General features: G+C 49.9%; 22 protein-coding genes and 1 riboswitch. Of the genes, 10 read left to right on the plus strand and 12 right to left on the minus strand.

What is annotated here, in order from left to right:
- Nucleotides 1-2 precede the first annotated feature (2 nt).
- Together narH and ACP7FG_RS05200 are read right to left on the minus strand one after the other, a co-directional pair.
- Complete coding sequence (gene narH, locus ACP7FG_RS05195; protein WP_439225747.1) at nucleotides 3-1,538, minus strand: nitrate reductase subunit beta; 1,536 nt, start codon at nucleotides 1,536-1,538, stop codon at nucleotides 3-5.
- Nucleotides 1,539-1,558: 20 nt separating this feature from the next.
- Nucleotides 1,559-5,278, minus strand: coding sequence for a nitrate reductase subunit alpha (locus ACP7FG_RS05200; protein ID WP_054488656.1), 3,720 nt, complete (start codon nucleotides 5,276-5,278; stop codon nucleotides 1,559-1,561).
- A gap of 313 nt (nucleotides 5,279-5,591) precedes the next feature.
- Between ACP7FG_RS05200 and ACP7FG_RS05205 the strand changes: the two genes are divergently transcribed.
- Complete coding sequence (locus ACP7FG_RS05205; protein ID WP_439225748.1) at nucleotides 5,592-7,388, plus strand: ATP-binding protein; 1,797 nt, start codon at nucleotides 5,592-5,594, stop codon at nucleotides 7,386-7,388.
- Between the two features lie 9 nt (nucleotides 7,389-7,397).
- Here the strand turns inward: ACP7FG_RS05205 and ACP7FG_RS05210 are convergent, their stop codons facing one another.
- Nucleotides 7,398-8,729, minus strand: coding sequence for an MFS transporter (locus ACP7FG_RS05210; protein WP_439225749.1), 1,332 nt, complete (start codon nucleotides 8,727-8,729; stop codon nucleotides 7,398-7,400).
- Between the two features lie 222 nt (nucleotides 8,730-8,951).
- Here ACP7FG_RS05210 and narL point away from each other — a divergent pair, with 222 nt between their 5' ends.
- From narL to ACP7FG_RS05225, 3 genes are all read left to right on the plus strand, one after another.
- Complete coding sequence (narL, locus tag ACP7FG_RS05215) at nucleotides 8,952-9,599, plus strand: two-component system response regulator NarL (protein WP_054488662.1); 648 nt, start codon at nucleotides 8,952-8,954, stop codon at nucleotides 9,597-9,599.
- A gap of 2 nt (nucleotides 9,600-9,601) precedes the next feature.
- Nucleotides 9,602-10,831 carry a molybdopterin molybdotransferase MoeA gene (moeA, locus tag ACP7FG_RS05220; RefSeq protein WP_278358597.1) on the plus strand — a complete coding sequence of 410 codons (1,230 nt, stop codon included), beginning with the start codon at nucleotides 9,602-9,604 and terminating at the stop codon, nucleotides 10,829-10,831.
- A 65-nt stretch (nucleotides 10,832-10,896) separates the two neighbouring features.
- Complete coding sequence (locus ACP7FG_RS05225) at nucleotides 10,897-12,495, plus strand: thiamine pyrophosphate-binding protein (RefSeq protein ID WP_439225750.1); 1,599 nt, start codon at nucleotides 10,897-10,899, stop codon at nucleotides 12,493-12,495.
- Here ACP7FG_RS05225 and modC read toward each other — a convergent pair.
- The 9 genes from modC to moaA all read right to left on the minus strand — a co-directional run bounded on the left by modC (nucleotide 12,485) and on the right by moaA (nucleotide 18,277).
- Nucleotides 12,485-13,585 carry a molybdenum ABC transporter ATP-binding protein gene (gene modC, locus ACP7FG_RS05230; RefSeq protein WP_439225751.1) on the minus strand — a complete coding sequence of 367 codons (1,101 nt, stop codon included), beginning with the start codon at nucleotides 13,583-13,585 and terminating at the stop codon, nucleotides 12,485-12,487. The two genes, ACP7FG_RS05225 and modC, sit on opposite strands and share 11 nt — an antisense overlap.
- A complete protein-coding gene (gene modB, locus ACP7FG_RS05235; RefSeq protein ID WP_439225752.1) occupies nucleotides 13,579-14,262 on the minus strand; it encodes a molybdate ABC transporter permease subunit in 684 nt (227 codons plus the stop codon). The genes modC and modB overlap by 7 nt, the downstream gene beginning before the upstream one ends.
- Nucleotides 14,255-15,013, minus strand: a complete 759-nt coding sequence (gene modA / locus ACP7FG_RS05240; RefSeq protein WP_439225753.1) for a molybdate ABC transporter substrate-binding protein — start codon at nucleotides 15,011-15,013, stop codon at nucleotides 14,255-14,257. Before modA ends, modB begins: the two co-directional genes overlap by 8 nt.
- Complete coding sequence (gene moaE, locus ACP7FG_RS05245; protein WP_439225754.1) at nucleotides 15,013-15,468, minus strand: molybdopterin synthase catalytic subunit MoaE; 456 nt, start codon at nucleotides 15,466-15,468, stop codon at nucleotides 15,013-15,015. The genes modA and moaE overlap by 1 nt, the downstream gene beginning before the upstream one ends.
- 9 nt (nucleotides 15,469-15,477) lie before the next feature.
- Nucleotides 15,478-15,723, minus strand: coding sequence for a molybdopterin converting factor subunit 1 (gene moaD, locus ACP7FG_RS05250; RefSeq protein WP_224797677.1), 246 nt, complete (start codon nucleotides 15,721-15,723; stop codon nucleotides 15,478-15,480).
- Complete coding sequence (moaC, locus tag ACP7FG_RS05255; protein WP_199494010.1) at nucleotides 15,720-16,208, minus strand: cyclic pyranopterin monophosphate synthase MoaC; 489 nt, start codon at nucleotides 16,206-16,208, stop codon at nucleotides 15,720-15,722. The genes moaD and moaC overlap by 4 nt, the downstream gene beginning before the upstream one ends.
- A 9-nt stretch (nucleotides 16,209-16,217) precedes the next feature.
- Nucleotides 16,218-16,724: a molybdenum cofactor synthesis domain-containing protein gene (locus tag ACP7FG_RS05260; protein ID WP_224797676.1), complete on the minus strand. Its 507-nt coding sequence runs from the start codon at nucleotides 16,722-16,724 to the stop codon at nucleotides 16,218-16,220.
- The gene (mobA, locus tag ACP7FG_RS05265) at nucleotides 16,714-17,298 is read right to left on the minus strand and encodes a molybdenum cofactor guanylyltransferase (RefSeq protein ID WP_439225755.1); all 585 of its coding nucleotides are present in this window, start codon (nucleotides 17,296-17,298) and stop codon (nucleotides 16,714-16,716) included. The genes ACP7FG_RS05260 and mobA overlap by 11 nt, the downstream gene beginning before the upstream one ends.
- A gap of 1 nt (nucleotide 17,299) precedes the next feature.
- Entirely contained in the window at nucleotides 17,300-18,277 is a 978-nt protein-coding gene (gene moaA, locus ACP7FG_RS05270) for a GTP 3',8-cyclase MoaA (RefSeq protein WP_224797675.1), read from the minus strand.
- Nucleotides 18,266-18,405, minus strand: a riboswitch (molybdenum cofactor riboswitch). Its footprint overlaps the gene before it by 12 nt.
- Before the next feature lie 155 nt (nucleotides 18,406-18,560).
- On the opposite strand from moaA, the gene trhP reads away from it, so the two are divergent.
- From trhP to ACP7FG_RS05300, 6 genes are all read left to right on the plus strand, one after another.
- Nucleotides 18,561-19,859 (plus strand): prephenate-dependent tRNA uridine(34) hydroxylase TrhP, encoded by a 1,299-nt coding sequence (gene trhP / locus ACP7FG_RS05275; protein ID WP_439225756.1) that lies wholly within the window; start codon nucleotides 18,561-18,563, stop codon nucleotides 19,857-19,859.
- Complete coding sequence (locus tag ACP7FG_RS05280) at nucleotides 19,856-20,053, plus strand: 4Fe-4S binding protein (RefSeq protein WP_224797673.1); 198 nt, start codon at nucleotides 19,856-19,858, stop codon at nucleotides 20,051-20,053. The genes trhP and ACP7FG_RS05280 overlap by 4 nt, the downstream gene beginning before the upstream one ends.
- Nucleotides 20,054-20,172: 119 nt before the next feature.
- Entirely contained in the window at nucleotides 20,173-20,829 is a 657-nt protein-coding gene (locus ACP7FG_RS05285) for a helix-turn-helix domain-containing protein (protein WP_224797672.1), read from the plus strand.
- A gap of 19 nt (nucleotides 20,830-20,848) precedes the next feature.
- Nucleotides 20,849-22,021, plus strand: coding sequence for an acyl-CoA dehydrogenase (locus ACP7FG_RS05290; protein WP_222236219.1), 1,173 nt, complete (start codon nucleotides 20,849-20,851; stop codon nucleotides 22,019-22,021).
- A gap of 14 nt (nucleotides 22,022-22,035) precedes the next feature.
- Nucleotides 22,036-24,222 carry a thiamine pyrophosphate-dependent enzyme gene (locus tag ACP7FG_RS05295; RefSeq protein ID WP_439225757.1) on the plus strand — a complete coding sequence of 729 codons (2,187 nt, stop codon included), beginning with the start codon at nucleotides 22,036-22,038 and terminating at the stop codon, nucleotides 24,220-24,222.
- On the plus strand, nucleotides 24,219-25,220 hold the full coding sequence (locus tag ACP7FG_RS05300; RefSeq protein WP_224797670.1) for a malonyl CoA-ACP transacylase: 1,002 nt from the start codon (nucleotides 24,219-24,221) through the stop codon (nucleotides 25,218-25,220). Before ACP7FG_RS05295 ends, ACP7FG_RS05300 begins: the two co-directional genes overlap by 4 nt.

Here is a 25,220-nt window from a genome sequence, read left to right on the forward strand (position 1 = left end):
GATTACTCCTTCATGGTTACAGGAATGACTTGACGAACCGACTCTTTCTTAGCGCCGAACAGATTCACACCGTTGTTCCCGTCGCTACAGCCATTACCAAAGGTAAAGCCACAGCCGCCTTTAATGTCATAAGCATTTTCGGCATAAGCGCGATGGCTGGTCGGAATAACGAAGCGGTCTTCATAATCCGCCAACGCCATATAACGGTACATTTCTTCTACCTGGTTCTTGGTCAGGCCAACCTGCTCCAGAACCGCTAAGTCTTCAACGCCGTCTACGTGCTCTGAACGTTTGTAAGAGCGCATGGCTATCATTCGTTCCAGTGCGCGAACGATGGGTTTCTCGTCACCGGCAGTAAGCAGGTTAGCCAGATAACGCAGCGGAATACGCAGCGACTTCAAGTCTGGAATTTCACCGTCCATGCCGACATGGCCTGCTTCTACCGCGCTTTGAATTGGCGACAGCGGCGGCACATACCAAACCATTGGCAGCGTACGGTACTCAGGGTGCAGTGGCAGTGCTACTTTCCACTGCATTGCCATCATGTAAACCGGTGAGCGCTGTGCAGCCGTGATCCAGTTTTCAGCAATACCCTCTTTACGAGCCGCTTCCTGAACTTCAGGGTCATGCGGGTCTAAGAAAATACCCAACTGCTCTTCGTACAGGTCTTGCTCATTTGGTGTGTTTGCCGCTTCTTCAATGCGGTCCGCATCATAAAGCAACACACCTAAGTAACGGATACGACCGACACAAGTTTCTGAACATGTGGTTGGCTGACCGGCTTCAATGCGCGGATAGCAGAACGTACATTTTTCAGATTTACCAGTCTTCCAGTTGTAGTAAATTTTCTTGTACGGGCAACCCGATACACACATACGCCAGCCGCGACATTTATCCTGGTCAATCAGAACAATACCGTCTTCTTCACGCTTATAAATAGCGCCGGAAGGGCAAGCCGCCACACAGGCCGGGTTCAGACAGTGTTCACACAAACGTGGCAAATACATCATGAAGGTCTTTTCAAACTGACCGTACATGTCTTTTTGCACCACGTCGTCGAAGTTCTTGTCTTTCTTACGTTTTTCGAATTCCGTACCCAAAATTTCTTCCCAGTTCGGACCCCACTCAACTTTCTGCATCCGCTTACCGGTAATCAGTGAGCGTGGACGCGCAGTTGGTTGGTGCTTGCTCGGCTTCGCCGTATGCAAGTGCTGGTAATCAAAGTCGAACGGCTCGTAGTAGTCGTCAATTTCAGGCAAATCCGGGTTACCAAAAATATTGGCAAGCACGCGGCGCTTACTACCAATTTTTAGTTCCAGGTTGCCCTTTTTATTGCGCGACCAACCGCCGTTCCATTTGTCCTGGTTTTCCCATTCTTTCGGGAAACCAATGCCTGGCTTGGTTTCTACGTTGTTAAACCAGGCATATTCAACCCCTTCACGCGAGGTCCATACGTTTTTGCAGGTGATGGAGCAAGTATGACAGCCGATACACTTGTCCAAATTCAGCACCATGCCAATTTGAGCTCTTACTTTCATCGTGTTGTCCCCACTCCGAATTATTCAGTGTCCAGGAAGTCGACTTTGTCCATCTTGCGGACCACCACGAATTCATCGCGGTTACAGCCAACTGTCCCGTAATAGTTAAAGCCATAGGCTTGTTGTGCGTAGCCGCCGATCATATGAGTCGGCTTCATAACCACACGCGTTACTGAGTTATGGATACCACCACGGGTACCGGTTAACTCAGAGCCCGGCATGTTCAAAATACGTTCTTGAGCGTGATACATCATGCTCATACCTTCCGGTACTCGCTGTGACACTACCGCACGCGCACAAATCGCACCGTTGACGTTGAAAATGTCCAGCCAGTCGTTGTCTTCAATGCCGGCCGCTTTTGCGTCAACTTCGCTAAGCCAGACAATAGGTCCGCCACGCGACAGGGTCTGCATTAACAGGTTGTCGGAGTAGGTACTATGGATACCCCACTTCTGGTGCGGTGTGATCCAGTTCAGTACAATCTCTTTGTTGCCGTTCTGACGTTTGTTCAGTACCGGCGCAACCGTCTTCAGGTTAATTGGCGGCTTATAGGCACATAAGGTTTCACCAAAGTCACGCATCCACTCGTGGTCCTGATAGAACTGCTGACGACCGGTAATGGTGCGCCATGGAATCAGCTCATGTACGTTGGTATAACCTGCGTTGTAAGAAACGTGCTCATCTTCCAGACCTGACCAGGTTGGCGAAGAAATGATCTTACGCGGTTGCGCAACGATATCGCGGAAGCGGATCTTTTCTTCCTCTTTAGGCTTCGCCAAATGGGTATGCTCGCGACCGGTGAGCTTACCCAGCGCAGCCCAGGCTTTAACGGCAACATGACCGTTAGTTTCTGGTGCCAGTGACAAAATAACCTCACAGGCGTCAATAGCCGACTCAATCTTAGGACGCCCTTTGTTAATGCCTTCTTCAACGTGCTTGCGGTTTAACTTACCGAGGAATTCAACTTCTTCCTTGGTATCCCAGTTAATACCCTTACCGCCGTTGCCCAGCTCATCCATTAGTGGACCAAGCGAAGTGAAACGGTTGTAGGTATTCGGGTAGTCACGCTCAACCACGGTAATGTTCGGCATAGTCTTGCCCGGAATGGCTTCACACTCGCCTTTCCACCAGGCTTTACCACCGTATGGCTGTGCCAGCTCTCCGGGGGAGTCGTGCTGCAGTGGTACGGTAACCACGTCTTGTTCAACACCTAGGTGCCCTTCACTTGCACGGGAGAACTCTTTCGCTATACCTTTGAAGATATCCCAGTCACTGCGCGCTTCCCAAACCGGGTCAACGGCAGCGGTTAACGGGTGAATAAACGGATGCATATCCGAGGTATTCATATCGTCTTTTTCATACCAGGTAGCGGTCGGCAAAACGATGTCTGAATACAGACAAGTTGTCGACATACGGAAATCCAGTGTGGTCAGCAGGTCAATCTTGCCTTCCGGCGCCTCATCAACCCATTCCACGTCTTCTGGTTTTTTACCGCCAAAGTCGCCCAGATCTTTACCTAGCAGGCCATGCTTAGTACCCAACAGGTGCTTCAGCATGTATTCGTGACCTTTACCTGAGGAACCCAGCAGGTTCGAACGCCAGATGAACATATTGCGTGGGAAGTTTTTAGGGTCATCCGGCTGCTCACAGGCAAAGCGAATATCACCGCTTTTTAGCTGCTCAACCAAATACTCTTTAACATCCTTACCGGCAGCTTTAGCAGCTTCAACAACGCGCAATGGGTTCTGACCCAACTGCGGTGCGGACGGTAACCAGCCCATACGCTCAGCACGCGTGTTGTAATCCAAAATCGTACTCTGCCATTTATCTTTGTTTGCCAATGGCGAGACAATTTCGCTCATATCCAGCTTTTCGTAGCGCCACTGGTCGGAATGGTTGTAGAAGAACGAAGTACCATTCATATGACGTGGCGGACGCTGCCAGTCCAGACCAAAGGCTAAAGGAGTCCAGCCAGTCTGCGGACGCAGTTTTTCCTGCCCAACGTAGTGGGCCCAGCCACCACCGGACTGACCAATACAGCCACACATCATCAGCATGTTGATCATGCCGCGATAACTCATGTCCATGTGGTACCAGTGGTTAACACCTGCACCAACAATGATCATAGAACGACCTTTGGTCTTGTCGGCATTACGACCAAACTCAGTTGCAACACGAATCACATCCGCAGGTTTTACACCGGTAATGTGTTCCTGCCATGCAGGCGTGTAAGGCACATCGTCGTTGTAGTCTTTAGCACGGTTTTCATCGTTAACGCCGTTATCGACGCCATACTGCGCCAGCATTAAGTCAAAAACGGTGGCCACATAAGCCGTTTCGCCGTTCGCTAATTCGACTTTCTTAGCCGGAACTTTGCGAATCTGAATTTCGTCGTGCTCAGTATGCTGGAAGTACTCGTATTCGTGCGGAGCACTACCAAAGTAAGGGAAGCCTACCTCAACAATTTCGTCGTTGTTATCTTTAAGCGACAGTTGCAGCTCGACATCGCCATCTTTATCTTTCTGTTCCAGATTCCACTTGCCGGATTGTCCCCAGCGATAACCAATAGAGCCGTTCGGGCTGGTCAGGCTGTTATTTTTTTCATTAATTGCAATGGTTTTCCAGTCTGGATTATTCTCTTCACCCAGATTATCCACCAAATCGGCAGCGCGTAAGAAACGGCCCTGATTCAGAACTTTTTCACCCGGCTCCAGCATAACCAGCATTGGCATATCGGTGTAACGAGTGACATAGTCGTGGAAGTACTGGCTTTGTTTGTTTACGTAAAATTCTTTCAGAATGACGTGCCCAAACGCCATAGCCAGAGCCGAGTCAGTACCCTGACGTGGCGCTAGCCAGGTATCACCAAACTTAGAGGCTTCGGAGTAATCCGGAGTAATAACGCAGGTTTTCGTTCCTTTGTAACGCACTTCGGTAAAGAAGTGAGCGTCTGGTGTACGCGTTTGCGGTACGTTAGAACCCCAGGCAATGATGTAGTTGGAGTTATACCAGTCGGCTGACTCCGGTACGTCTGTTTGCTCACCCCAAACCTGCGGTGATGATGGCGGCAAGTCACAGTACCAGTCATAGAAGCTCAGACAGTTTGCGCCAATTAAGGACAGGTAACGCGCGCCAGCGGCGTATGACACCATCGACATCGCAGGAATGGGTGAGAAACCACTGATACGATCCGGCCCATATTCTTTAGCCGTGTAGACGTTAGAAGCGGCGATAATTTCGTTCACTTCTTTCCAGTCTGCACGGATAAAACCACCCATACCGCGCGCTTCTTTATAACTTTTCGCTTTTTTAGGATCAGTAACAATTGATTCCCAGGCTTTCACCGGGTCTTTATGCTGTTCCTTGGCTTCGCGCCACAGCGTCATTAACTGCTGGCGTACTTTAGGGTACTTCAGGCGGTTTGCGCTGTAGATATACCAGGAATAGCTGGCGCCCCTTGGGCAGCCACGCGGTTCATGGTTTGGTAAATCAGGACGTGTCCGAGGGTAATCGGTTTGCTGGGTTTCCCAGGTAACCAGTCCATCTTTAACGTAAATTTTCCAGCTGCAGGAGCCGGTACAGTTCACACCGTGCGTTGAACGCACGACTTTATCGTGCTGCCAGCGCTGGCGATACCCTTTTTCCCACGTTCTGTCTTCATCGGTAGTAACACCATGTCCATCCGAAAATGGTTGCTTTTGCGTTTTAAAGAAACGCAGTTTTTCAAGCAGACGACTCATAATTAGACTCCCAGTCCACGTCTAACAGTAACTAAATAGATATGTGGGAGAAGTGTGCGTGATCCTGAGTCGACTTGCCAGTTCAAAAAATTAGCTAACTCATTGATATACATTAAAAACTACCACTAAGGTGGTATATGAGTTTAGCTTGCATAGACTGATTTTTAAGAAGTTTTCTCGTTCTAATTGAGAGTGATTATTAATTAGCCCTAAAGGTGGTAAAAAAGAGGTAGCCCAAAGTTATCGGTTGTTGTCTCCCCCTTTGGAAATGCTATATCATGTAGCTGAATTTTTACTCTGAATGTGGCCCGGAATGATACGCAACGCATCTATTATTAATGTCTTTAGAATTTCGCTTGCGCTTATCGTGATCGTGGCCAGCGCCTCCTCTTTATCGGCATTTTGGCTTTTAGAGAAGTCCGAACAAGATGCTGAGCTTATCAACGTAGCCGGCTCGCACCGCATGAAAGCCTATAAGTTTGCGTTTCAGTTATCTAACGGTGAAACCCAGCAGGCAAATCAAACAGCTCAGGACATTGGAACCTTGTGGGAAAAGCCTCTGCTTAATCGCCATTTCGTTAAGGCTGGTGGCAGCATTCAGCAATTGGCCGAGGAAGCCCGGACGGAGTGGGAGCGTGTTCAAACGGGTATTGCTGAACAGGGCTTCGTCAGTTTCTCTCAAGAGCAAAATGAAGCCATCGATAACTACGTTAACCAATTGGATACTCTGGTAGGTCAACTGCAGGAACATTCAGAGCACCGCATGGAGACGGTCCGCAGTGCTCTGGCCCTGGCGTCCTTCGTCATTGTTGCTATCTTTTTCTTCCTGCTGACTGTACTTAAACGCAAAATTGATCAGCCGCTCATGCATTTACTGTCGGTCTCTAAGCGTTTAGGCCAAGGCGACTTCACCGCTAAATCTAAGCTCAATAACGAAGATGAAATTGGTCAGCTTTCACGCACCATGAATAAAATGTCAGAAACCGTCAGTTATTTTTACGGTGGTCTTGAGCGCCGGGTGGAGCAACAAACCCAGGAACTGTCGCGTAAGAACAAAGTTTTATCCTTTCTGTACGATACCGCTCGCTCTATCATTGTTCACAGCTACGACTACAACAACTATCAGCAAGTTGTAGAAAAGCTCTATGAAGTTGGCGAAGTAGAAGACATAGAACTTTGTCTTTTAACCGAGGAAGGCAGCCGCCCATTCCTACAGTTACAACCTCGCCCGAATTCACATGACCCTTGTGATGCCGGCGATTGTGCTACCTGTATTAAGGCGGGACCGGGCGCATCGGTTATGCAGGACAAACTCGTTTATCGTTTTGTTTTAAAAAGAGAAGATCAAAATTACGGCGTACTCATTGTACGTTGCGAGCAAAACCAGCCGCTGGCTACCTGGCAGCAACAACTGATGAGCTCAACCGCTGATCAACTGGCCTTATCACAAAGCCTCAAGTCTGAAGAAGAACAAGTACGCAGACTGGCTCTGATGCACGAACGTACCGTTATTGCCCGTGAACTGCATGACTCTCTGGCACAAGCGCTGTCCTACCTCAAAATACAGGTGACACGTTTGCACAAAGGCATTGAAAAGAACGACCGCGCGACTATTGATGATGTCAGTAGCGAACTTCGTGAAGGTTTAAACTCAGCCTATCGTCAACTGCGTGAACTGCTGACTACCTTCCGCCTGAAAGTAGACGGCTCTGGTCTTTATAACGCATTGCAAACAACGGTTAAGCAATTAACTGAGCAAAGCGATATGTCCATTAACCTGGATTACCGTCTGAATAACATACCGCTGGCTCCGCATGAAGAAATTCATTTGCTGCAGATTATTCGTGAAGCCAGCCAAAACGCAGTTAACCACAGTCAGGGAACTCAGGTTCACATCAGCCTTTCACAACCAGGCGGGCAGGATGTCGAACTCAGAATTACCGATGACGGTGTCGGTTTACCGGAAAATGCTGAAAAAGTTAACCATTATGGACTGGCCATTATGCAGGAGCGCAGCCGTAACTTAGGTGGTGAAATTAATATGTCGCGGCTTGCTGCAGGTGGTACAGAAGTGCTCTTTTCCTTTACCCCGGACTACCTGTTGCAATAACCCGTCTGCCTACGGGTTATAGAACTGGCCGTGCCGGCGCAAGTAGATAAAACCGTTCAGCAGTAAACCAATCACGTAGAACACAATAAAATCGATGTAAACGGTATCGATGCTTTGCGATTTTAGCGCCCAGGCAAAGCGCAGTGGCAAATAGACCGCCCCCAGCATTGCGATGGTACCCGCCCAAATTAATACCCTATGAGTGTAAGTTCTTGGAAACACCTTTCTCATAGTCACCACTACCGAGCCATTCCCTAGGGCACTGGTAAAAATCAGACCCAGCATACTGATAAAAAAGGGTTCAAAATAAATTTCTGTTGGACCGTGCTGGGCGAAATACATATAACGCCCGGCTACCGCACCAAAAACCATCATTAACAATAAACTGATTTGCGTTACCAGAGCACCACCAAAAATTCCGGCCAACCAACGGCCAAAAGGCCGGGCCAGTAAAGCGACAAAAGGTCCCATCCAGACCAGAATTAACGTGCTGTAACCAAATACAAACTCAAGCAACAATGGCAACGCCATGGCAAAACCAATAAAACTGCCAAAAGTCATGTTATAGAGAATACTGCAGTACCAGACGTGACCATTTTGGGTAAGAAGCTTTCGTATGGTTACCTTAGGCAACGACTGCTTTTTCGGGGCAAATAATGCAGCACCAACACTCACAATAGCGGTAAAAGTAAATAAAACAGCCCAGACACAACTGAAACTGTTTAAGAGAATAGGCTCACCGGCATCAACACGCGCGAAAAAGTTCCCGCTACTGCGTTGCAGTACTAAAGAAGATTCCATTCCGTCAGGCTGCCAGGTTGCCAATAGCGGTACTGCCAACTGAGCCAGAAATAAAGAGAATATGGTCATGCCAATAACCACGCTCATAGACAAAGCTAAATTCAAAGAGCTTTTAGACTGGCGGGTTAAATCAAATGCCGGCGCAAACATCGTACAACCAATACCCGATAGCGCGGCTAATAATGCAAGCACCGGATAAGTAATGTTCGTATCTGAAAACTGCACAAAACTATCAATACTGACCAGCAACATAATGATTGCAATAACAGCTGGCATCCAGCGCCCTAGCTGGTTAACAACCAAAGTACCTAATAGTCGTGACAGAGCTCCACTGGCGCCAGCTATAGCGACTAATGACATAAGCTGGCTGGAGGTTAAATTGGCATTTGATTTTGCCAGCAGGACGACAATAACACTCCAGCTTGCCCAAAAGGTGACACCAAGTAACAATACACTGAGCGTCAGCCAGCGCAAAACGGCATGAGAACCAAGGTTTCCCTGCACGTCGCTGAGTGTATTTGTCGCCGAAGCTTTATCCATATCGTCGCAGTTATTCGTTTTATTTTATGACTAAAGACTTTGCTACTAAGGCCGGTTAGATACAACTCACATCAAGAGTTACTTTTAGGGTTATTATGGGGTAATGCTTTACCTAATTATGGGTAAAAACGTTATTCAAAAGTGTAAGTTCTGGCTATGTGCGGTGAATTTAAACACCAGCTATGTCAAACTAACTGAGTTAAGTACACAAGGGAGAAGACTATGACAACCGAAGCAGCCAGCATTATGTTAGTGGACGATCATCCACTACTGCGAAAAGGACTAAAACAGCTGATTGCCATGGAAGACGACATGACTGTTGTCGCCGAAGCCAGTAACGGCCCGGACGCACTGGAGTTAGCTGCTGAGCACGATCCCGATCTGATTGTTCTGGATCTCAACATGCATGGTATGGATGGCATAGAAACCCTGAAAAAGCTTCGGGATTCCGGGGTGACATCGCGCATTATCATGCTCACGGTTAGTGACGCCGACGACGACGTGGTGGCAGCTATTACTAATGGCGCTGACGGTTACTTGCTAAAAGATATGGAACCCGAGCTTCTGTTAGAACAAATTCACCGCGCAGTGACCGGAAAAATGGTGTTAAGCGAAGCCATCACCGAAATACTGGCTACGGCTTTGCGCCAGCCAACTCAGTCAGCCACCTCGCAATTGAGCACTTTAACCAACCGCGAGCATGAAATTTTAAGCTTAATTGCTAAAGGCATGAGTAACAAAGTCATTGCCCGCGAGCTGGATATATCCGATGGCACCGTTAAGGTGCATGTTAAACACTTACTGAAAAAGCTGGGCTTGCGCTCTCGTGTTGAGGCCGCAGTCTGGATGGTTAATCAACAAGGTGAATAAGTATGAGTAACCCGTCACTAATGCCTGTTGAGCAGGCACTAGAGAACATGCTCAATACCGTTTCAACCATAACTGACAAAGAGACGGTTGAATTATCGGAAGCGCTGGGGCGTATCCTGAACCGGCCGGTAAATTCAACGTTGGATGTTCCCGGTTATGATAATTCGGCCATGGACGGATACGCTGTCCGCAGCAGTGAAGCGAAGAAAGGTTCTCGCTTGAAAGTTGTCGGAGTTGCTGCTGCGGGACACCCTTATAACGACTCTATCCCTGAAAACGGGTGCGTTCGTATTATGACCGGCGCCCCCATACCTGATTCAGTAGACGCCGTTATCATTCAGGAAAATACTGAAGCTAATCAGGATAAAAGTGAAATTACCGTGCTACAGGATGTCGCTGAAAGCGATAATATTCGCCGCCGGGGCAGCGATATTGCTTTGGGTGAAGAAGTGATAGCAACGGGTACACGCTTAAGTCCGGTTGATATTGGCTTGCTGGCATCACTGGGTATTGAAGAAGTGGCCGTTTACCGTAAACCGAAAATTGCCGTGTTCTCAACCGGTGATGAATTAGTAGCCCCTGGCGGAAAGCTGAAAAGCGGGCAAATTTTTGACAGCAACCGTTATTTGTTACTGGCTATGCTGGAGAAAATGGGCGTCGAGGCTGTTAACCTTGGCCGGCTGAATGATGACTTAGAAGCTATAAGCCAGGCATTACAAGACGCAACACAAAATTGCGACGCAGTGATAACCAGTGGCGGTGTCTCCGTCGGTGACGCCGATTTTACCAAAACCGCTTTAGAACAATTGGGCTCGGTTTCATTCTGGAAGGTCGCTATGAAGCCGGGTAAACCTTTTGCCTTTGGCAAACTTAAAGACACCTGGTTCTTTGGTTTACCCGGCAACCCGGTTGCAGCAGCCGTGACCATGGATCAACTGACACAGCCGGTGTTGAAGCATCTCTCCGGTGAAAAACACATCAGTAGTGAATCTTATCAGGCAACGGCGGCGGAATATTTGAAAAAGCGTCCGGGCCGGGCCGACTTTCAGCGTGGCTGGTTTGAGCAGGACAACAATAGTCAGCTTAAAGTCAGCAGTGCCGGTTCGCAAAGCTCCGCCGTGTTAAGTACACTGAAACGTGCCAACTGCTTTATCCGACTAGAGCAGGACCGCGGCCCTGTGAATGCGGGAGAAGAAGTCACCATTCTGCCTTTTTCCTCACTGTTGCGGTAAATGTTGACCAAAATCAATTCGGCCTGACGCAAAACATGGACACTGTTCCTTCCGGGAGGGTGTCCATGAAATTTACAGACGTACTATTAGAGCAATTTGAAGAACTTGGCATAAACGAACTGTTCGGCATTCCGGGCGACTTTATTCTGCCGCTACTGGCAGACATTCAAAGTCGCCAGCGCATGCCTTTTCATCACCTGAGCCATGAGCCAGCTATTACCTTCTGCGCAGATGCTGCGGCCCGTATTTGTAACCGGCCATCGGCGGTGTTTCTCACCTATGGTGCTGGTGCACTCAATGCAGTGAATTCCGTTGCTCAAGCCTATGAAGAGCACGTTCCGCTCATTATCGTTGCAGGCTTTCCGGCGCAAAAAGAAATTGATCGTGGGTTAAGCATTCATCACCAGGCCAAGCAGGTTGACTCGCAGCGCCTTATTTATGAACAAGTCACCTGCTGTCAGGTGCGAATAAATTCACCGCTAACGGCTACCGAACAACTGCAAAAAGCGCTAGCTGCCTGCCGTAAGTATTCTCGCCCGGTATTAATTGAAGTTGCGCGGGATGCTTACGATTACCCCGTTGAACCACCTCAGGCCTTAGCCGTACCGGAAATGCCAGATACAGAGCTGTCCAGCCTGACCTCACAGCTAAAAAAACGTCTGGAAAAAGCAAAAAACCCCGTAATTCTGGCAGGTATCGATGTGCGCCGCTTTAACGCCTCTGCTGAACTGGAGAACTTCAGTAAGAAAACCGGCATTCCAATTATCACCACCTTTCTCGGACGCGCGGTGGTTGATCATACACACCCTAACTTTGCCGGCGTATTTCTTGATGATGCTGATACCCGGGCCTACCAGTTACTGGAGCAGACCGACTTAATTCTGGCGGTGGGGGTTATCCGCACAGACAGTAACTTTGCCGCCCATAATCCACTCTTTAATAATGAGAAGCTGGTGGATATTCAGCAGAACCACTGTCAGATAGAAAAAAGTGCTTACCACCATGTGCAGCTGGATAAGCTATTCCGCAAGTTAGAGCAAGGTAACCTCCCAGACTACCACTACTCTATAGCCGCGACCGGCAGTTGCTCTATACCTGATGATACCTTTAATGCCGACAACGTGATGCGCACCATTCATCAGCAACTGGCACGCAGTGAGCAGGTGGTTCCTTTTGTGACCGATGTCGGCGATTGCCTGTTTGCCTCGTTACAGGCCGAACCCAGTCTTTGTCTGGCCCCCGCCTACTATGCCTCGATGGGCTACTCCATACCCGCAGCCTATGGTATTCAGGCCGCTACGGGCATGCGGCCCATGGTGTTGGTAGGCGATGGCGCTTTCCTGATGACCGGACTGGAGCTTGGACATTTTCAACGACATGATTATGCCCCAATTATTGTGCTCTTTAATAACCGTTGCTGGGACATGATCCAGGCTTTTGCACCTCAACTTGAATGCACCAATCTCAATGGCTGGGACTATCAGCAGTTAAGTCAGAGCATGAACTGTGACTATTATCGCGTCAGCCAAAGTGCACAACTTGAAGACGCCGTTCAGCAGGCGTTAATGCAGACAAAGAAAGTGTCTTTTATTGAGGTTGAGCTGGCAGCCAATACCAGAACTGAAAGACTGAACCGCTTTGCTTATCGCTTTCTTAATGCATAGCGGCTGCTTTAAATGATACATAAACCTGTTGTTGCAACTGTAAGTTCAGACGTTTAACCGAGGCATTGGTTACCAATGCCCGGAGTATCTGGTCACCAACGGTTAAAACAACAACGGTCTCAGCAACATGCTTCGCAGGTTCAAAGTCGATAATACGCGCGACGACCTGGTTCGTCAGTGAGGTATTAGGTAAATATCCTGTCGCAATACTGACGTCTCTCGCCCAGACAAGTAGCCGCCCCGCCGCGCGTGTTTTTGCCTCGCTCACACCTGTCACATCGACAGCGGCATTGACCGGTAGCCAGAGTTGCTGCTCCGCCAATTGCCATGCAAGCAGTTCATCGGTGGCATTAACACGCCCGGCCGTTTGGTTCGGTGGCGTTACCGATAACACCGACAGCGGCCCTTCGCTGTGGCCGGCCAGAGAATCGATCTGGGTCTGCAAAGTACCGCTGGAGACGAGCTTCCCATCCGCCATGATTACTACGTCGTCGGCCAGCTGCACCACTTCCTCAACATGATGCGACACCAGCAACATAGGTAACCGGAAGCGATTCTGTATTCGTCGTAAATCGGTAAGAATTTGTTTTTTCGCGGTTGCATCCAGACCATTCATGGGCTCATCGAGTAATAATAACTGTGGCTGTGACAACAATGCCCTGCCAATGGCTACGCGCTGCTGCTGCCCTCCGGAAAGCTGGCCCGGCTTACGCTGCAGCAGCTCTCTAAGTGACAACATATCAACGACCTCAGCAAAGCCGATAGCCAATTCACTGTCACTGACGTTTTTCGGCATGCCGTATCTTAGGTTATTTTCGACCGACATAGTGGTAAACAAGTGAGCCTGTTGAAATACCAGTGCCAGTCCACGTTGCTCCGTTTTCATGCGCGGTTTGCGCGAATGCCAGAGTGCATCCCGCCAGCGGACACTGCCTTTCAGACCCGGAGTTAATCCGGCGATAGCTCGTAATAAAGTACTTTTACCGCAGCCCGACGGGCCAAAAATGGCGGTCACACGGTCATCGGCAAAACTGTGCGCCAACTGCAGACAGAAGTCGCCCTGTTGTTGTTCTATATTGACCGTTAACATAACCGCCCTCCACGCTGAGCGCGCCTCTGCCAGGCATAAACTGAGACCAGTACGGTAAAGGCAAATAACAACAGACCCAGCGACAACCGCTCAGCCGCGCCGTAGTTCATGGCTTCGGCATGGTCGTAAATAAGCACCGACAAAACCTGGGTTTCTCCCGGTATACTGCCACCAAGCATTAAAATGACACCAAACTCGCCTAAGGTATGGGCAAAGCTCAGAGTTGCCGCAATGAGGAACCCGCCCTGACAAGAGGGCAATACAATGGTCCAGAAGCGACGCCACCAGCCGGCACCCAGAGTTGCTGCAACATCCAGTTGCTCTTTACCCAGTTGCCGAAAAGACTCCACCAGTGGCTGCACCGCAAAGGGTAAGGAATAAATAACCGAACCAATAAGAATGCCTTCGAAGCTAAACGCCAAATGGTTCAGCCCCCAGAACTCCAACGTGGAGCCAATAAAACCGTTCGGACCCAACCAAATGAGTAGGTAAAAACCGAGTACTGTTGGCGGTAGCACTAACGGTAAGGCCACCACCGCCTGAACCGGAGCCGCCAGCCAGCTGCGCTGATTCGCCAGCCACCAGGCAATAGGCGTCGCCAGCAGTAACAGAATAAGCGTGCTGTAAGCGCCTAACTGCAATGTCAGTACTACCGCTTGCCAGTCTGTGCTACTCATTGCTGGCCCCCGCTCTGTTACCCGGCATTAACCCATGCTTACGTTTAAGAGGGTTAAACTCCTCTCTCTGTGTAAACTGACTGAACTGTATTGCTAAGTTCAAATCATCAGCGCGCTTTAACACCGCATGTGACTGCTTTAATAAGCGCTCGTCACTCAGAGGCAATACTAGCAACTGATTGTCGTCGCGAGCCTCAAATGGCAGAACGGAGACCGCAACAAAGGCCATATCGGCTGCACCTGACAAGGCCATTTGCGCTGCCTGAGCAACATTTTCTGCGTAAACCAACTGCCCCTCAACCGCATCAGCAAGCTGGTGGTTCTCTAAAACGCGCATAGCCGCCTTGCCAAAAGGAGCATGACGCGGCTGAGCAATCGCCAGAGTAACGGATTTCATCTCGCTCAACTGTTCAATCGACTCAGGCAGTAAACCCGCTTTCGCGCTCCACAACACCAGTTGCCCATAGCCATCGGTGATAATTTTTCCGCTTAAATAGCCCGATGTTTGCAGATGCTGAAGGTAGCTAACGTCGGCCGAAAAATAGAGGTCGTACGGCGCACCGTGCTGAATTTGAGTAGCCAGCTTGCCGGAGGAGCCGAAAACCAAGCGTACAGAAACATTCTCGCGCTGCTCAAACTCATCTGCCAGCTCGGTCAACAAAGACCGGTAGCTGGATGCTGCCGCTATGGTTAAGTCTGTAGCCCATACCGACGATGAAAAAAGCAATAACAACAAACTCCAAAGCTTCACTACTGCTGACTCCACTGCTCTGCCGCTTGCTGATCACTTTGCTTTGCTTCTACCCAGTGCTCGCCTTCTTCTGTATGTTCTTTCTTCCAGAAAGGCGCCTGTGTTTTTAAGTAATCCATAATAAAGCTGGCAGCCGAGAAAGCTGCCTGCCGATGGCCACTGGCAACGGCCACCATAACAATTTGTTCATTCAGCGCCAGATAACCTACCCGATGGATAACCGTCACTCCATGCAGGTCCCAGCGTTTCTGAGCCTCTTCAACAATATCGGTTAACGCCTTTTCGGTCATTCCCGGATAATGCTCAAGCTCAAGACCGCGTAAACCACCCTCAACCGAGTCCCGCACCAACCCCGTAAAAGTCACAACCGCACCGCACTGCTTATTCTGTGCGAGGCGTTGATATTCTGTGGTTAAATCAAAGTCTTCTTGCTGAACCCGAACGCTGATACTCATGAGTAACTCCTAACCACCGGTAACCGGCGGGAACAGCGCCACTTCATCACCGTCTTTAACTTCCGTTGTTAACGGCAATAAGTTTTGATTAACCGCACACAGCAACTGATAGCGATCCAGCTCTTTAGCGTAGCGCTCAGACTGTTGTTTTAATACCTGAACCAGATCTTGAACTGTACTGACGTCAGTATCCACCTGCGTTTCTGCTAACCCTAACCGTTCTCGTAGTACAGCAAAAAATTTTACGGTGATCACAACGGCGTACCTCCTCGTGTCCAGTGACCTCGTTTGCCACCTTCTTTCTCAAGCAGACAGGTGTCGGTTATGACCATGGCCGGATCAACCGCTTTGCACATGTCGTACACCGTTAAGGCAGCGACCGATGCCGCCGTCAAAGCTTCCATTTCCACACCTGTGCTACCGGTTACCTTGCAGAGACTCTGAATGCGAACTTCGCCTTTTTCATGGTCAAGTTCGAAGTCGATAGTGACTTTGGTTAGGGCTAGCGGGTGGCAAAGAGGAATCAGCTCGCTGCATTTTTTTGCAGCCATAATGCCGGCAATGCGTGCTGTGGCCAGAACATCGCCTTTTTTAGCCGCGGCGGCTTCCAGCAGCTCAATCACGTCTGTGCGGCTACGCAGCCTGCTTTGAGCCACCGCTATGCGCGTAGTGGTGGCTTTATCAGCAACATCCACCATATGGGCTTCGCCGTGCTGATTCAGATGGGTTAATTCACTCATGTGTTTTCCTTATGACAGATGGCCGACGAAATTACAGGGGCCCTGACGTGAATCCAGCTGTGGGCCCAGCAAGCTGTCCCAGGCCAGCTGTGCAGCGCCGCCGGAGCCCGGTACCGCAGCAACTAAGGTACGGTTTGCTAATCCGGCAAACGCCCGTGACTGAACGCTGGAGGTACCGATATCAGCAAAAGACAGTTGCCTGAATAACTCACCAAAGCCATCAATATGACTGTCCAGTAGCGGCATTAGTGCCTCCTGAGTGACGTTATCCAGCGCGAAACCGGTGCCGCCATTGGTCACCACAACTTGAATATCTTCACGCGCTATCCACTGACTGACCAATGCTCTAATCTGGTATTTGTCGTGACTGAGTACTTCGCGTTCCAAGACCTTGTGGCCGTCGTTTTCCATGAGCTTCTGCAGCAGGTCGCCGGTGCTGTCGTCCGCCCGGGTGCGTTTATCTGAAAAAGTCACCACAGCAATGTTTAATGGCTTAAAGGATTTATTAGCTTTCATGCATCCACTCCTGAGTCTGGCCGTGAATTTGACAGAGTTGCGACCATTGTTCCGGGGTATTGGTATTCACCAGTTGTGATTCGTTCTGGCAGGACAAGGCTTGCGCGTTAAATCGTTGCAGCAGTGCAAAAACTGATCGCCGACCATTGGGGCCCGACAACTGCTGTTCAATATCCGTCTGAAGCTCCTTGCTGTTGGTCAACACGCAAGGTAGAGCACAATCCTGATAGTAACTCGCTGAAGCCTGGTTATTGAGCAGCGGTAACAAAGTTTCAGCCGTCAATGCCGGCATGTCTACCGGTACCACCAGTACTTTAGTAAATTGGCAATGCGGCAGACAGGCATGCAAGCCTGATAGAGGCCCCTGGTCCGGGATAGTGTCCGATACAAACCCTGGCTGATTGCGGCTGACAATAATATCGTGGCAGCCAAGCTCAGATAACTTTGCCTGCATATAATCCAGTAGGTTCTCAGAACCAAAACGCAGTAAAGCCTTGTCCTTACCCATACGGGAAGAACGCCCGCCAGCCAGCAGTATGCTGCTGAAAGAAGCACTTAGGTTAGAGCCGACCATGTTAGCCACCAATCATCGCCAGATGGCGCGTTGCTCCGCTGTTACCCTCGTGCAAGCCGTGAGTCGCTTCTTTCAGCATAATATTGTCACGCAGTGCGTTCATCAGCGGTTCCGGATCATCGCTTTGTAAGTACTTGCGAATATCCTGATGCTGTTCGGTAAACAGGCATAAGAACAGCTGACCCAGGCTGGAAACCCGCAGCCGGTTACAGTCGTCACAGAAGTCTTTGCTGTAAGGCATAATAAGCCCCATTTTCCCTTTGTAGTCAGGGTGCGTAAACTCCTGCGCAGGGCCAGCGTTGTCCGCTCTTGACGTAAGCGACCAGCCTTCGGACTCAAGCTGCTGTTTTATGCTTTCTCCACTGACATGATGGCGTTGATAGTATTCTGTATTGTCCGTAGTACGCATTAGCTCAATGAATCGCAACGCCACATTGCGGTCTTTAATAAACTTGAGAAACTCAGGCAGCTCACCGCCATTGTATTGCTTTAGCAGCACGGTATTGACCTTGACCGTTGCAAAGTCCATATCAACCGCCTGGTCGATACCTTCGATAATTTCCGGAAGTTTATTTTGCCCGGTCACCAGATGAAAAGTACTGGGATCCAGACTGTCGATACTGACATTAATTGCGTCCAGACCGGCGTCACGCCAGGCGGGTAAGTCGCGCTTCATGCGGTAGCCATTGGTGGTCATAGCCACTTTCTCAATGCCGGGAACCGACTTACAGGTAGCAATAATTTCCGTCAGGTCTTTACGCAGGCAAGGTTCACCGCCGGTTAAGCGTATTTTGGTGGTGCCCAGTTTGGCAAAAGCCGTTACCAGACGGCGCACTTCAGGCAAAGTAATCTCATACTTACGGGAGCTGCAGTCAGGGCCGTCGGGAAGGCAATAGTCACAGCGAAAGTTACAGCTTTCAGTCAATGACAGGCGCAAATAGGTAAAGCGGCGCGCGAAGCGATCTTGTAATTGTTGCATATCACACCTTTCCAAGTTCGGGAGGTACTTTCGTTTCCAAAAGCACCCTGGTGGCTGAATTGCCACGGCATACCGTTCATACCCTAATGAAAGAGCTTAGAGCCGGTAGCTCGGCGTAGTGTGCACAGCTTAGTAGAGCAAGCTATAGAGCGAAATTCCCTTGAAGGGAGGGGTGGACTACCACTTAGGGAGTATTTGTACGCTATAAGCCTTGATGTGCATCAATTTTTGCCGGTGAAATTTCTGCTAATCTTTGCCGCCACTTTGGTCATACAGGTGTTCTATGTCAGCCGCTCATTTCCGCCCTGAATTGCTTTGCCCTGCCGGTAGCCCGGAAGCCATGCGTATGGCCTTTGCCTATGGTGCGGATGCGGTCTACGCTGGAGAGCCCCGCTACAGCCTGCGCGTACGCAATAACAGTTTCACTCTGGATAACTTGGGTGAGTGCATTGACGAAGCGCACCAACAGGGAAAGCGCTTTTATGTGGTAGTCAACATTGCCCCACATAATGCGAAATTGGCAAGGTTTGTTGAACACATTCGCGCTATTGTCGAAATGAAACCGGATGCCTTAATTGTTTCCGACCCCGGAGTGGTGATGCTGCTGCAGGAAAACTTCCCTGAGCAGCCCCTGCACTTATCGGTGCAGGCCAACACCATTAACTGGGCAGCGCTGAAGTTCTGGCAGCAACAAGGTATTGAACGCGTTATTTTGTCGCGCGAGCTGGGCTTAAAAGAAATTGCGGAAATGCGCCAACAGGTACCGGACATTGAAGTTGAAGTCTTTGTGCATGGCGCTTTGTGTATGGCCTACTCCGGACGCTGTCTGCTGTCCGGTTATATGAACAAGCGCGACCCAAATCAGGGCGCCTGCACCAATGCCTGCCGCTGGGGCTACGAAGTTCACGAAGCCAAAGAGAACGCGGTAGGTCAGTACGAGCCGGTATTGCTTGGTGACCCCAAGCGTCCTAAAGACTTAATGTTGCTCGATGAAGATCAGCACGGCTCCTACATTATGAACTCCAAAGACCTGCGCGCCGTGGAATATGTCAATGACTTAGTCGAAATGGGTGTGCACTCGCTAAAAATTGAAGGCCGTACCAAATCAGACTACTACATAGCCAGAACCGCTCAGGTGTATCGCCGCGCAATTGATGACGCTGTTGCCGGCAAGCCTTTTAATGCCGAGCTTCTTAATGAGTTAAACGGTATGGCAAACCGCGGGTTTACCCCGGGCTTTCTGCAGCGTCACACCCCACAGGACTTACAAAACTACGAACGTTCACACAGCGAAGGCGAACATATTCTGGTAGGTCAGCTAACTGGGGCGGCAAACAGCAACTCTGTCTATGAGGTCGCGGTAAAAAATGGCTTCTCTATTGGCGATGACTTGCTACTGATGACTCCGAAAGGCAACTACCCATTTCAGCTGGCACGTATGGAGTCACTTAAAGATGAAGTCATGATTCGCGCGCCGGGATCTGGTTATCAGGTCAAAATTCAAACACCTGTCGCCATAGACGAACAGGACATTCCCTATTGTTTTCTCATAAAAGAAGCAGCAGTGAGGAAAGTAGCATGATTGTCATTAATGAGGGTTGTATTAACTGCGATATTTGTGAGCCCGAGTGTCCGACCGAAGCGATTTCGATGGGCGACAGCATTTACGAAGTAAATCAGGACAAGTGCGTCGAATGCGAGGGTTATTACGACACGCCTAACTGTTATGTCGTCTGCCCGGTTGAAGCGGTCGATATTCTACAAGCAAAGGGGTAAATACCCCCCTCTCTTTAGAGGTAGATAAATCATTCGGAGGGTTTTGTATAGTGAACCAGATCAATAATTCGGTAGATGAGATGACTATGCGTACCCCAATTCAATGTAGCCAATGCAGCATGCAATCGATTTGCGTCCCCGCTGGCCTGGTTCCAAGCGACGTCGAGATTCTCGATAAAAGCAGCCGCGAACCGCATCTTTATAATAAACGCAGCGTGGTTTTCAGCGAGGACCGCCCGTTAAATTCGGTGTTTGCAATTAAAAGCGGATCGGTCAAATGCTATACCATTGACAGTAATGGTAAGCAGCAGATTACCAGCTTCCACCTGGTGGGCGATATTGTAGGCCTTGAGGCATTAGCCAACGGTAAAGCCGCAACTTATTGCGAAACCTTAGAGACCTCCATGCTATGCGAGATTAAGTTGAATAAACTGTTCGCGCAGGAGCTGCCCAAAGTTGAAAACAACCTTTTGCAGCTAATGAGCCGCCGTTTAGCCAATTGCAGCAAACACTACTTAAACATAGTGAATACCAGTGCTGAACAAAAAGTCATCGCTTTTTTGCTTTCAATCAGCACGCACATGCATCAACATGGTCTTTCACGCAACGAATATCGACTGCCAATGACGCGCACCGACATAGCCAACTATTTAGGCTTAGCCGTTGAGACCGTCAGCCGTATTTTTACATCGTTAAAGGAAGAGTCCCTTATCGATACGAAGCAGTCTATTCTGACCATAAACAATTTAAACGCCTTAGAGCGCCGCGTCGCATAACGCTACTTTAGGAGGTTACATGTCATCCGCTGGTTTTAATTGGTCCGATCCCCTCAACTGGCAAAACGCTTTGTCCGATGAAGAGAAAATGATTCAGGAAAGTGCTCATCAGTACGCTCAGGAAAAGCTGATGCCCCGCGTGCTGGATGCCAACCGCAATGAGAACTTTGATCGCCAGATTATGAACGAGCTGGGTGAGATGGGACTACTAGGCGCCACCTTACCGGAAGAATACGGCGGCAGCGGTGTTAACCATGTCAGCTACGGCCTTATTGCCCGTGAAATTGAGCGTGTCGACAGCGGCTATCGCAGTGCCATGAGTGTACAGTCATCGTTGGTGATGCACCCTATTTACACCTTTGGTACCGAGGCGCAGCGCAAAAAATACTTACCTAAATTAGCCAGCGGTGAATGGGTGGGTTGCTTTGGCCTGACCGAGCCCGATTCCGGTTCAGACCCGGCCAGCATGCGTACCACAGCTAAGCGCACCGACAACGGTTATGTGCTGTCCGGCTCTAAAATGTGGATAACGAACTCGCCTATCGCTGATGTTTTTGTGGTCTGGGCAAAACTTGACGGCGAAATTCGCGGTTTTGTACTGGAAAAAGGTATGAAAGGCCTGAGTGCCCCAAAAATTGACGGTAAATTCTCGCTACGTGCGTCTATTACCGGCGAAATTGTTATGGATGGCGTTGAAGTATCAGAAGACCATATTTTCCCTGAAGTTAAGGGCTTAAAAGGTCCATTTAGCTGTCTCAATAAAGCGCGCTATGGCATTGCCTGGGGTTCACTTGGTGCGGCTGAATTCTGCTGGCACGCAGCACGACAATATACGCTGGAACGCAGTCAGTTTGGCCGCCCGTTAGCAGCAAACCAGCTGATACAGAAAAAACTGGCTGACATGCAGACTGAAATCAGCCTGGGTTTATTAGGCTGCCTGCAAGCCGGACGCGAGCTCGATAACGGCACGCTTAACCCCATAGCTATTTCGCTCATTAAACGTAACAGCTGTGGTAAGGCACTGGATATTGCCCGTCAGGCGCGCGACATGCACGGCGGCAACGGTATTGCCGATGAGTATCACGTTATTCGCCATGTGATGAATTTAGAAGCGGTGAATACTTACGAAGGTACACACGATATTCATGCGTTAATTCTGGGTCGTTCACAGACCGACATTCCTGCGTTTTAATAACGAGGCTTATCATGCGTTGCGATATTGAGGGCTGGCAACAGGACTTTATTGAGCGACTGGCGCAGGAAGACTTGCCTGCGCCTCAATCGCAGCACTCGAACTTGAGCGATACTGACTTATTTGCGCTTTTTCACAGTCAGGTTCTGAGTCGCTTCACCGATATCGAATCGCGACGCCTGCAGCGTCAGGGCAAAAGCTTTTACACCATTGGCAGCGCCGGACACGAAGGCAACGCCGCTATTGCAGCGGCGTTGCGGGTCACTGATCCGGCTTTTCTGCACTATCGCAGCGGCGCTTTTTTCTTACAGCGCGCCAAACAACTTGAAGGTTCGCACTCTTTGTACGACCTCATGTTGTCTTTTTGTGCCTCCAGTGACGATCCGATATCCGGCGGCCGCCACAAAGTTCTGGGCAGCCTGGCGCTTAATATACCACCGCAAACTTCGACCATTGCTTCGCACTTACCCAAAGCCATGGGTACCGCCTACGCCATTGGACTCAGTAAACGCTTAAAGCAAGCCGGCCAGTGGCCGGATGATGCCATTGTGCTTTGTAACTTTGGCGACGCCTCAGCAAACCACTCTACGGCAGTAGGGGCTCTCAATGCCACCGGCTGGAGTGCTTATCAGGGCATGCCGATGCCCATTCTCTACGTGTGTGAAGACAACGGTATTGGCATTTCTACCTCAACACCCCGAGGATGGACCGCTCAGCAGCTTCAGAATTACCCGGCAATACGTTACTACTATGCAGACGGCGCTAATGTCAGTGAAACCTGCGCTGTTGCCGGTCAGGCAGCCGACTATATAAGGCGCACGCGAAAACCCGCGATTCTGCATTTGAAAACTCAGCGCTTCTTTGGGCATGCCGGTGCCGATGCTGAAGTTGCCTACCGCAGCAGTGAATCAATTGCACAAGGCTTTGAAACCGATGTGTTGTTACAAACCGCAGCACAAGTGGTCGAACGGGGCCTTTGCAGCGGCTCTCAACTTTCGGAAAAAGCGCAGTGCTGGTTGCAGCGTATTCAGCGGGTGGGGGCTGAAGCCTCCACCCGGCCCAGACTCGAGTGCGCGGAGTCGGTCATGGCTTCCATTGTGCCAAAAACACTGGCCGACGATACTCAGCCACTAACCAGCACTCAGCAACAGGCGGTATTCGCGTTTGATAAGCGTAACTTTAGGAAGCCCCAGCCCTTAGGAAAAATGATTAACTGGGCGCTGCACGAAATACTGGCGAGATACCAGAACACCGTGGTTTTTGGTGAAGATGTCGGCAAAAAAGGCGGGGTGTACCATGTGACTCACCACCTTTTTGATCATTTTGGTGCTAACCGTGTCGTAAATACCTTACTGGATGAGCAGAGCATTCTTGGCTTAGCCATGGGCATGGCGCAACAGGGCTTTCTTCCCATACCGGAAATTCAGTTCCTGGCTTACGTACATAATGCCGAAGACCAAATTCGGGGCGAAGCCGCAACTCTTCCCTTTTTCTCTAATGGCCAGTACCACAACGGTATGGTCATTCGTATTGCTGGCCTGGCCTACCAGAAAGGCTTCGGCGGCCATTTCCATAACGACAATTCCTTCGCCGTATTCCGCGATATTCCGGGGGTTATCGTTATGTGTCCGTCGAATGGGCACGACGCGGTACTCATGATGAGGCAAGCGGTTCAGCTTGCTCACTGCCAGAAGCGCTTAGTCATTTTTCTTGAGCCTATTGCGCTTTATATGACTCGCGACTTGCTTGAAGAAGGCGATCAAGGCTGGCTGCATGAGTTTCCATCAGCTGACGCACCACTGCCAGCTTTAGGTGAGCCCTCCCGTTATGGCGACGGCGACGAGCTGGTCATTATCACCTATGGCAATGGTTACTACTTAAGCCGGCAAGCCTGCAGCGAACTCGGTCTTGAGAAACGCATCCGCATTCTTGATTTACGCTACTTAGTACCGCTGGATATTGAAAAGGTCGTAGAGGCTATTGGCTCTGCTAACCATGTTCTGGTTGTCGATGAGTGTCGTAACCGCGGTTCGCTAAGTGAAGAGCTGATAACGGCTCTGTACGAACACCGCCGTGACTGGCGACGTGTTGACCGCATTACCGCCAAAGACAGCTTTATTCCTCTGGGTTCAGCCGCCTATAAGGTTCTGCCGGGAAAAGAAGACATTCGCCAGTATTTACAGGAGCATTTAGGCCAATGAAACAAACTGCCGTTATCGTCTGCCCCGGTCGTGGTGGTTACAACAAACCTGAATTAGGCTCTATCACTGAGCGCCATTTGCCAAAGCAAAGCGAACTCATTAGCCGGTTAGATAAAGTCCGCGAAAACGAAGGTTTTACCGGCATTTCGGAGCTGGACCAGAAAGATAAGTTCGATCACCGCCTACATTTAAAACCGGAAAATTCCGCAGCCTTAATTTTTGCCGCCGGTTACGCCGACTTCAAAGCGGTTGACCCGGAGCAGTATGACATAGTCGCCGTAACCGGAAACTCTATGGGTTGGTATACCGCCTTGGCCTGTGCCGGTGCATGGCAGCCGGAAAAAGCGATGTCTATTGTCACCGACATGGCAAAGCGAACTGCCACAGCCGAGGGTGCGCAGCTTATTTACCCCATTATGAACGAGCAGTGGCAACCGGACAAAGCTCGTGAAAAGGCCGTCAGTCAACTGTTAGAACAACACGCGGGAGAGCTGTTTTTATCCATTCGTTACGGCGGCTATGTTCTGCTGGCAGGTACACAGAATGCGATTAACGCTGCCAGCAAAACCCTGGAGCCTGTTGATAACCGCTTCCCTATGATTTTACCCGGCCATGCGGCATTTCATTCGCCGTTAATGAAAGAGGCGTCAGATCAGGCTCTTTCCGTGTGGGACAGCAGTCATTTCAGACAGCCTGAACTGCCACTGATAGACGGCCGTGGTGTTATCTGGGAGCCGCCCGGCTGCCATTTGGACGCCCTGCAACGCTATACTTTTGGGCATCAGGTAACCGAATATTACGACTACACCAAAGCCATTACAGTCGCCTTAAGAGAATTTGCGCCGGATAAGCTATTGCTGCTGGGGCCTGGCAATAGCCTGGGTGGTGCCACCGGACAAAGCCTGGTCGCAGCCAACTGGCGCAATCTTTCCGGTAAAGATGACTTTACTCAGCGACAAGAAAGTGAAAAAGCCCCGGTTATTAGCCTGGGGCTGTAA

The organism is Idiomarina sp. ST10R2A5 (genome assembly GCF_051842325.1).
In the GTDB taxonomy this organism is placed as follows: domain Bacteria; phylum Pseudomonadota; class Gammaproteobacteria; order Enterobacterales; family Alteromonadaceae; genus Idiomarina; species Idiomarina abyssalis.

Coding starts and splice junctions, on each gene's coding strand:
- mobA (WP_439225755.1), bottom strand. CDS start 17,298: ATGGTCGGCTCTAACCTAAGTGCTTCTTTCAGCAGCATACTGCTGGCT.
- ACP7FG_RS05300 (WP_224797670.1), top strand. CDS start 24,219: ATGAAACAAACTGCCGTTATCGTCTGCCCCGGTCGTGGTGGTTACAAC.
- ACP7FG_RS05295 (WP_439225757.1), top strand. CDS start 22,036: ATGCGTTGCGATATTGAGGGCTGGCAACAGGACTTTATTGAGCGACTG.
- ACP7FG_RS05285 (WP_224797672.1), top strand. CDS start 20,173: ATGCAATCGATTTGCGTCCCCGCTGGCCTGGTTCCAAGCGACGTCGAG.
- trhP (WP_439225756.1), top strand. CDS start 18,561: ATGTCAGCCGCTCATTTCCGCCCTGAATTGCTTTGCCCTGCCGGTAGC.
- moaE (WP_439225754.1), bottom strand. CDS start 15,468: ATGAGTATCAGCGTTCGGGTTCAGCAAGAAGACTTTGATTTAACCACA.
- narH (WP_439225747.1), bottom strand. CDS start 1,538: ATGAAAGTAAGAGCTCAAATTGGCATGGTGCTGAATTTGGACAAGTGT.
- ACP7FG_RS05210 (WP_439225749.1), bottom strand. CDS start 8,729: ATGGATAAAGCTTCGGCGACAAATACACTCAGCGACGTGCAGGGAAAC.
- modC (WP_439225751.1), bottom strand. CDS start 13,585: ATGTTAACGGTCAATATAGAACAACAACAGGGCGACTTCTGTCTGCAG.
- ACP7FG_RS05260 (WP_224797676.1), bottom strand. CDS start 16,724: ATGAAAGCTAATAAATCCTTTAAGCCATTAAACATTGCTGTGGTGACT.
- narL (WP_054488662.1), top strand. CDS start 8,952: ATGACAACCGAAGCAGCCAGCATTATGTTAGTGGACGATCATCCACTA.
- modB (WP_439225752.1), bottom strand. CDS start 14,262: ATGAGTAGCACAGACTGGCAAGCGGTAGTACTGACATTGCAGTTAGGC.
- ACP7FG_RS05200 (WP_054488656.1), bottom strand. CDS start 5,278: ATGAGTCGTCTGCTTGAAAAACTGCGTTTCTTTAAAACGCAAAAGCAA.
- moeA (WP_278358597.1), top strand. CDS start 9,602: ATGAGTAACCCGTCACTAATGCCTGTTGAGCAGGCACTAGAGAACATG.
- ACP7FG_RS05225 (WP_439225750.1), top strand. CDS start 10,897: ATGAAATTTACAGACGTACTATTAGAGCAATTTGAAGAACTTGGCATA.
- ACP7FG_RS05290 (WP_222236219.1), top strand. CDS start 20,849: ATGTCATCCGCTGGTTTTAATTGGTCCGATCCCCTCAACTGGCAAAAC.
- moaC (WP_199494010.1), bottom strand. CDS start 16,208: ATGAGTGAATTAACCCATCTGAATCAGCACGGCGAAGCCCATATGGTG.
- ACP7FG_RS05280 (WP_224797673.1), top strand. CDS start 19,856: ATGATTGTCATTAATGAGGGTTGTATTAACTGCGATATTTGTGAGCCC.
- ACP7FG_RS05205 (WP_439225748.1), top strand. CDS start 5,592: ATGATACGCAACGCATCTATTATTAATGTCTTTAGAATTTCGCTTGCG.
- moaA (WP_224797675.1), bottom strand. CDS start 18,277: ATGCAACAATTACAAGATCGCTTCGCGCGCCGCTTTACCTATTTGCGC.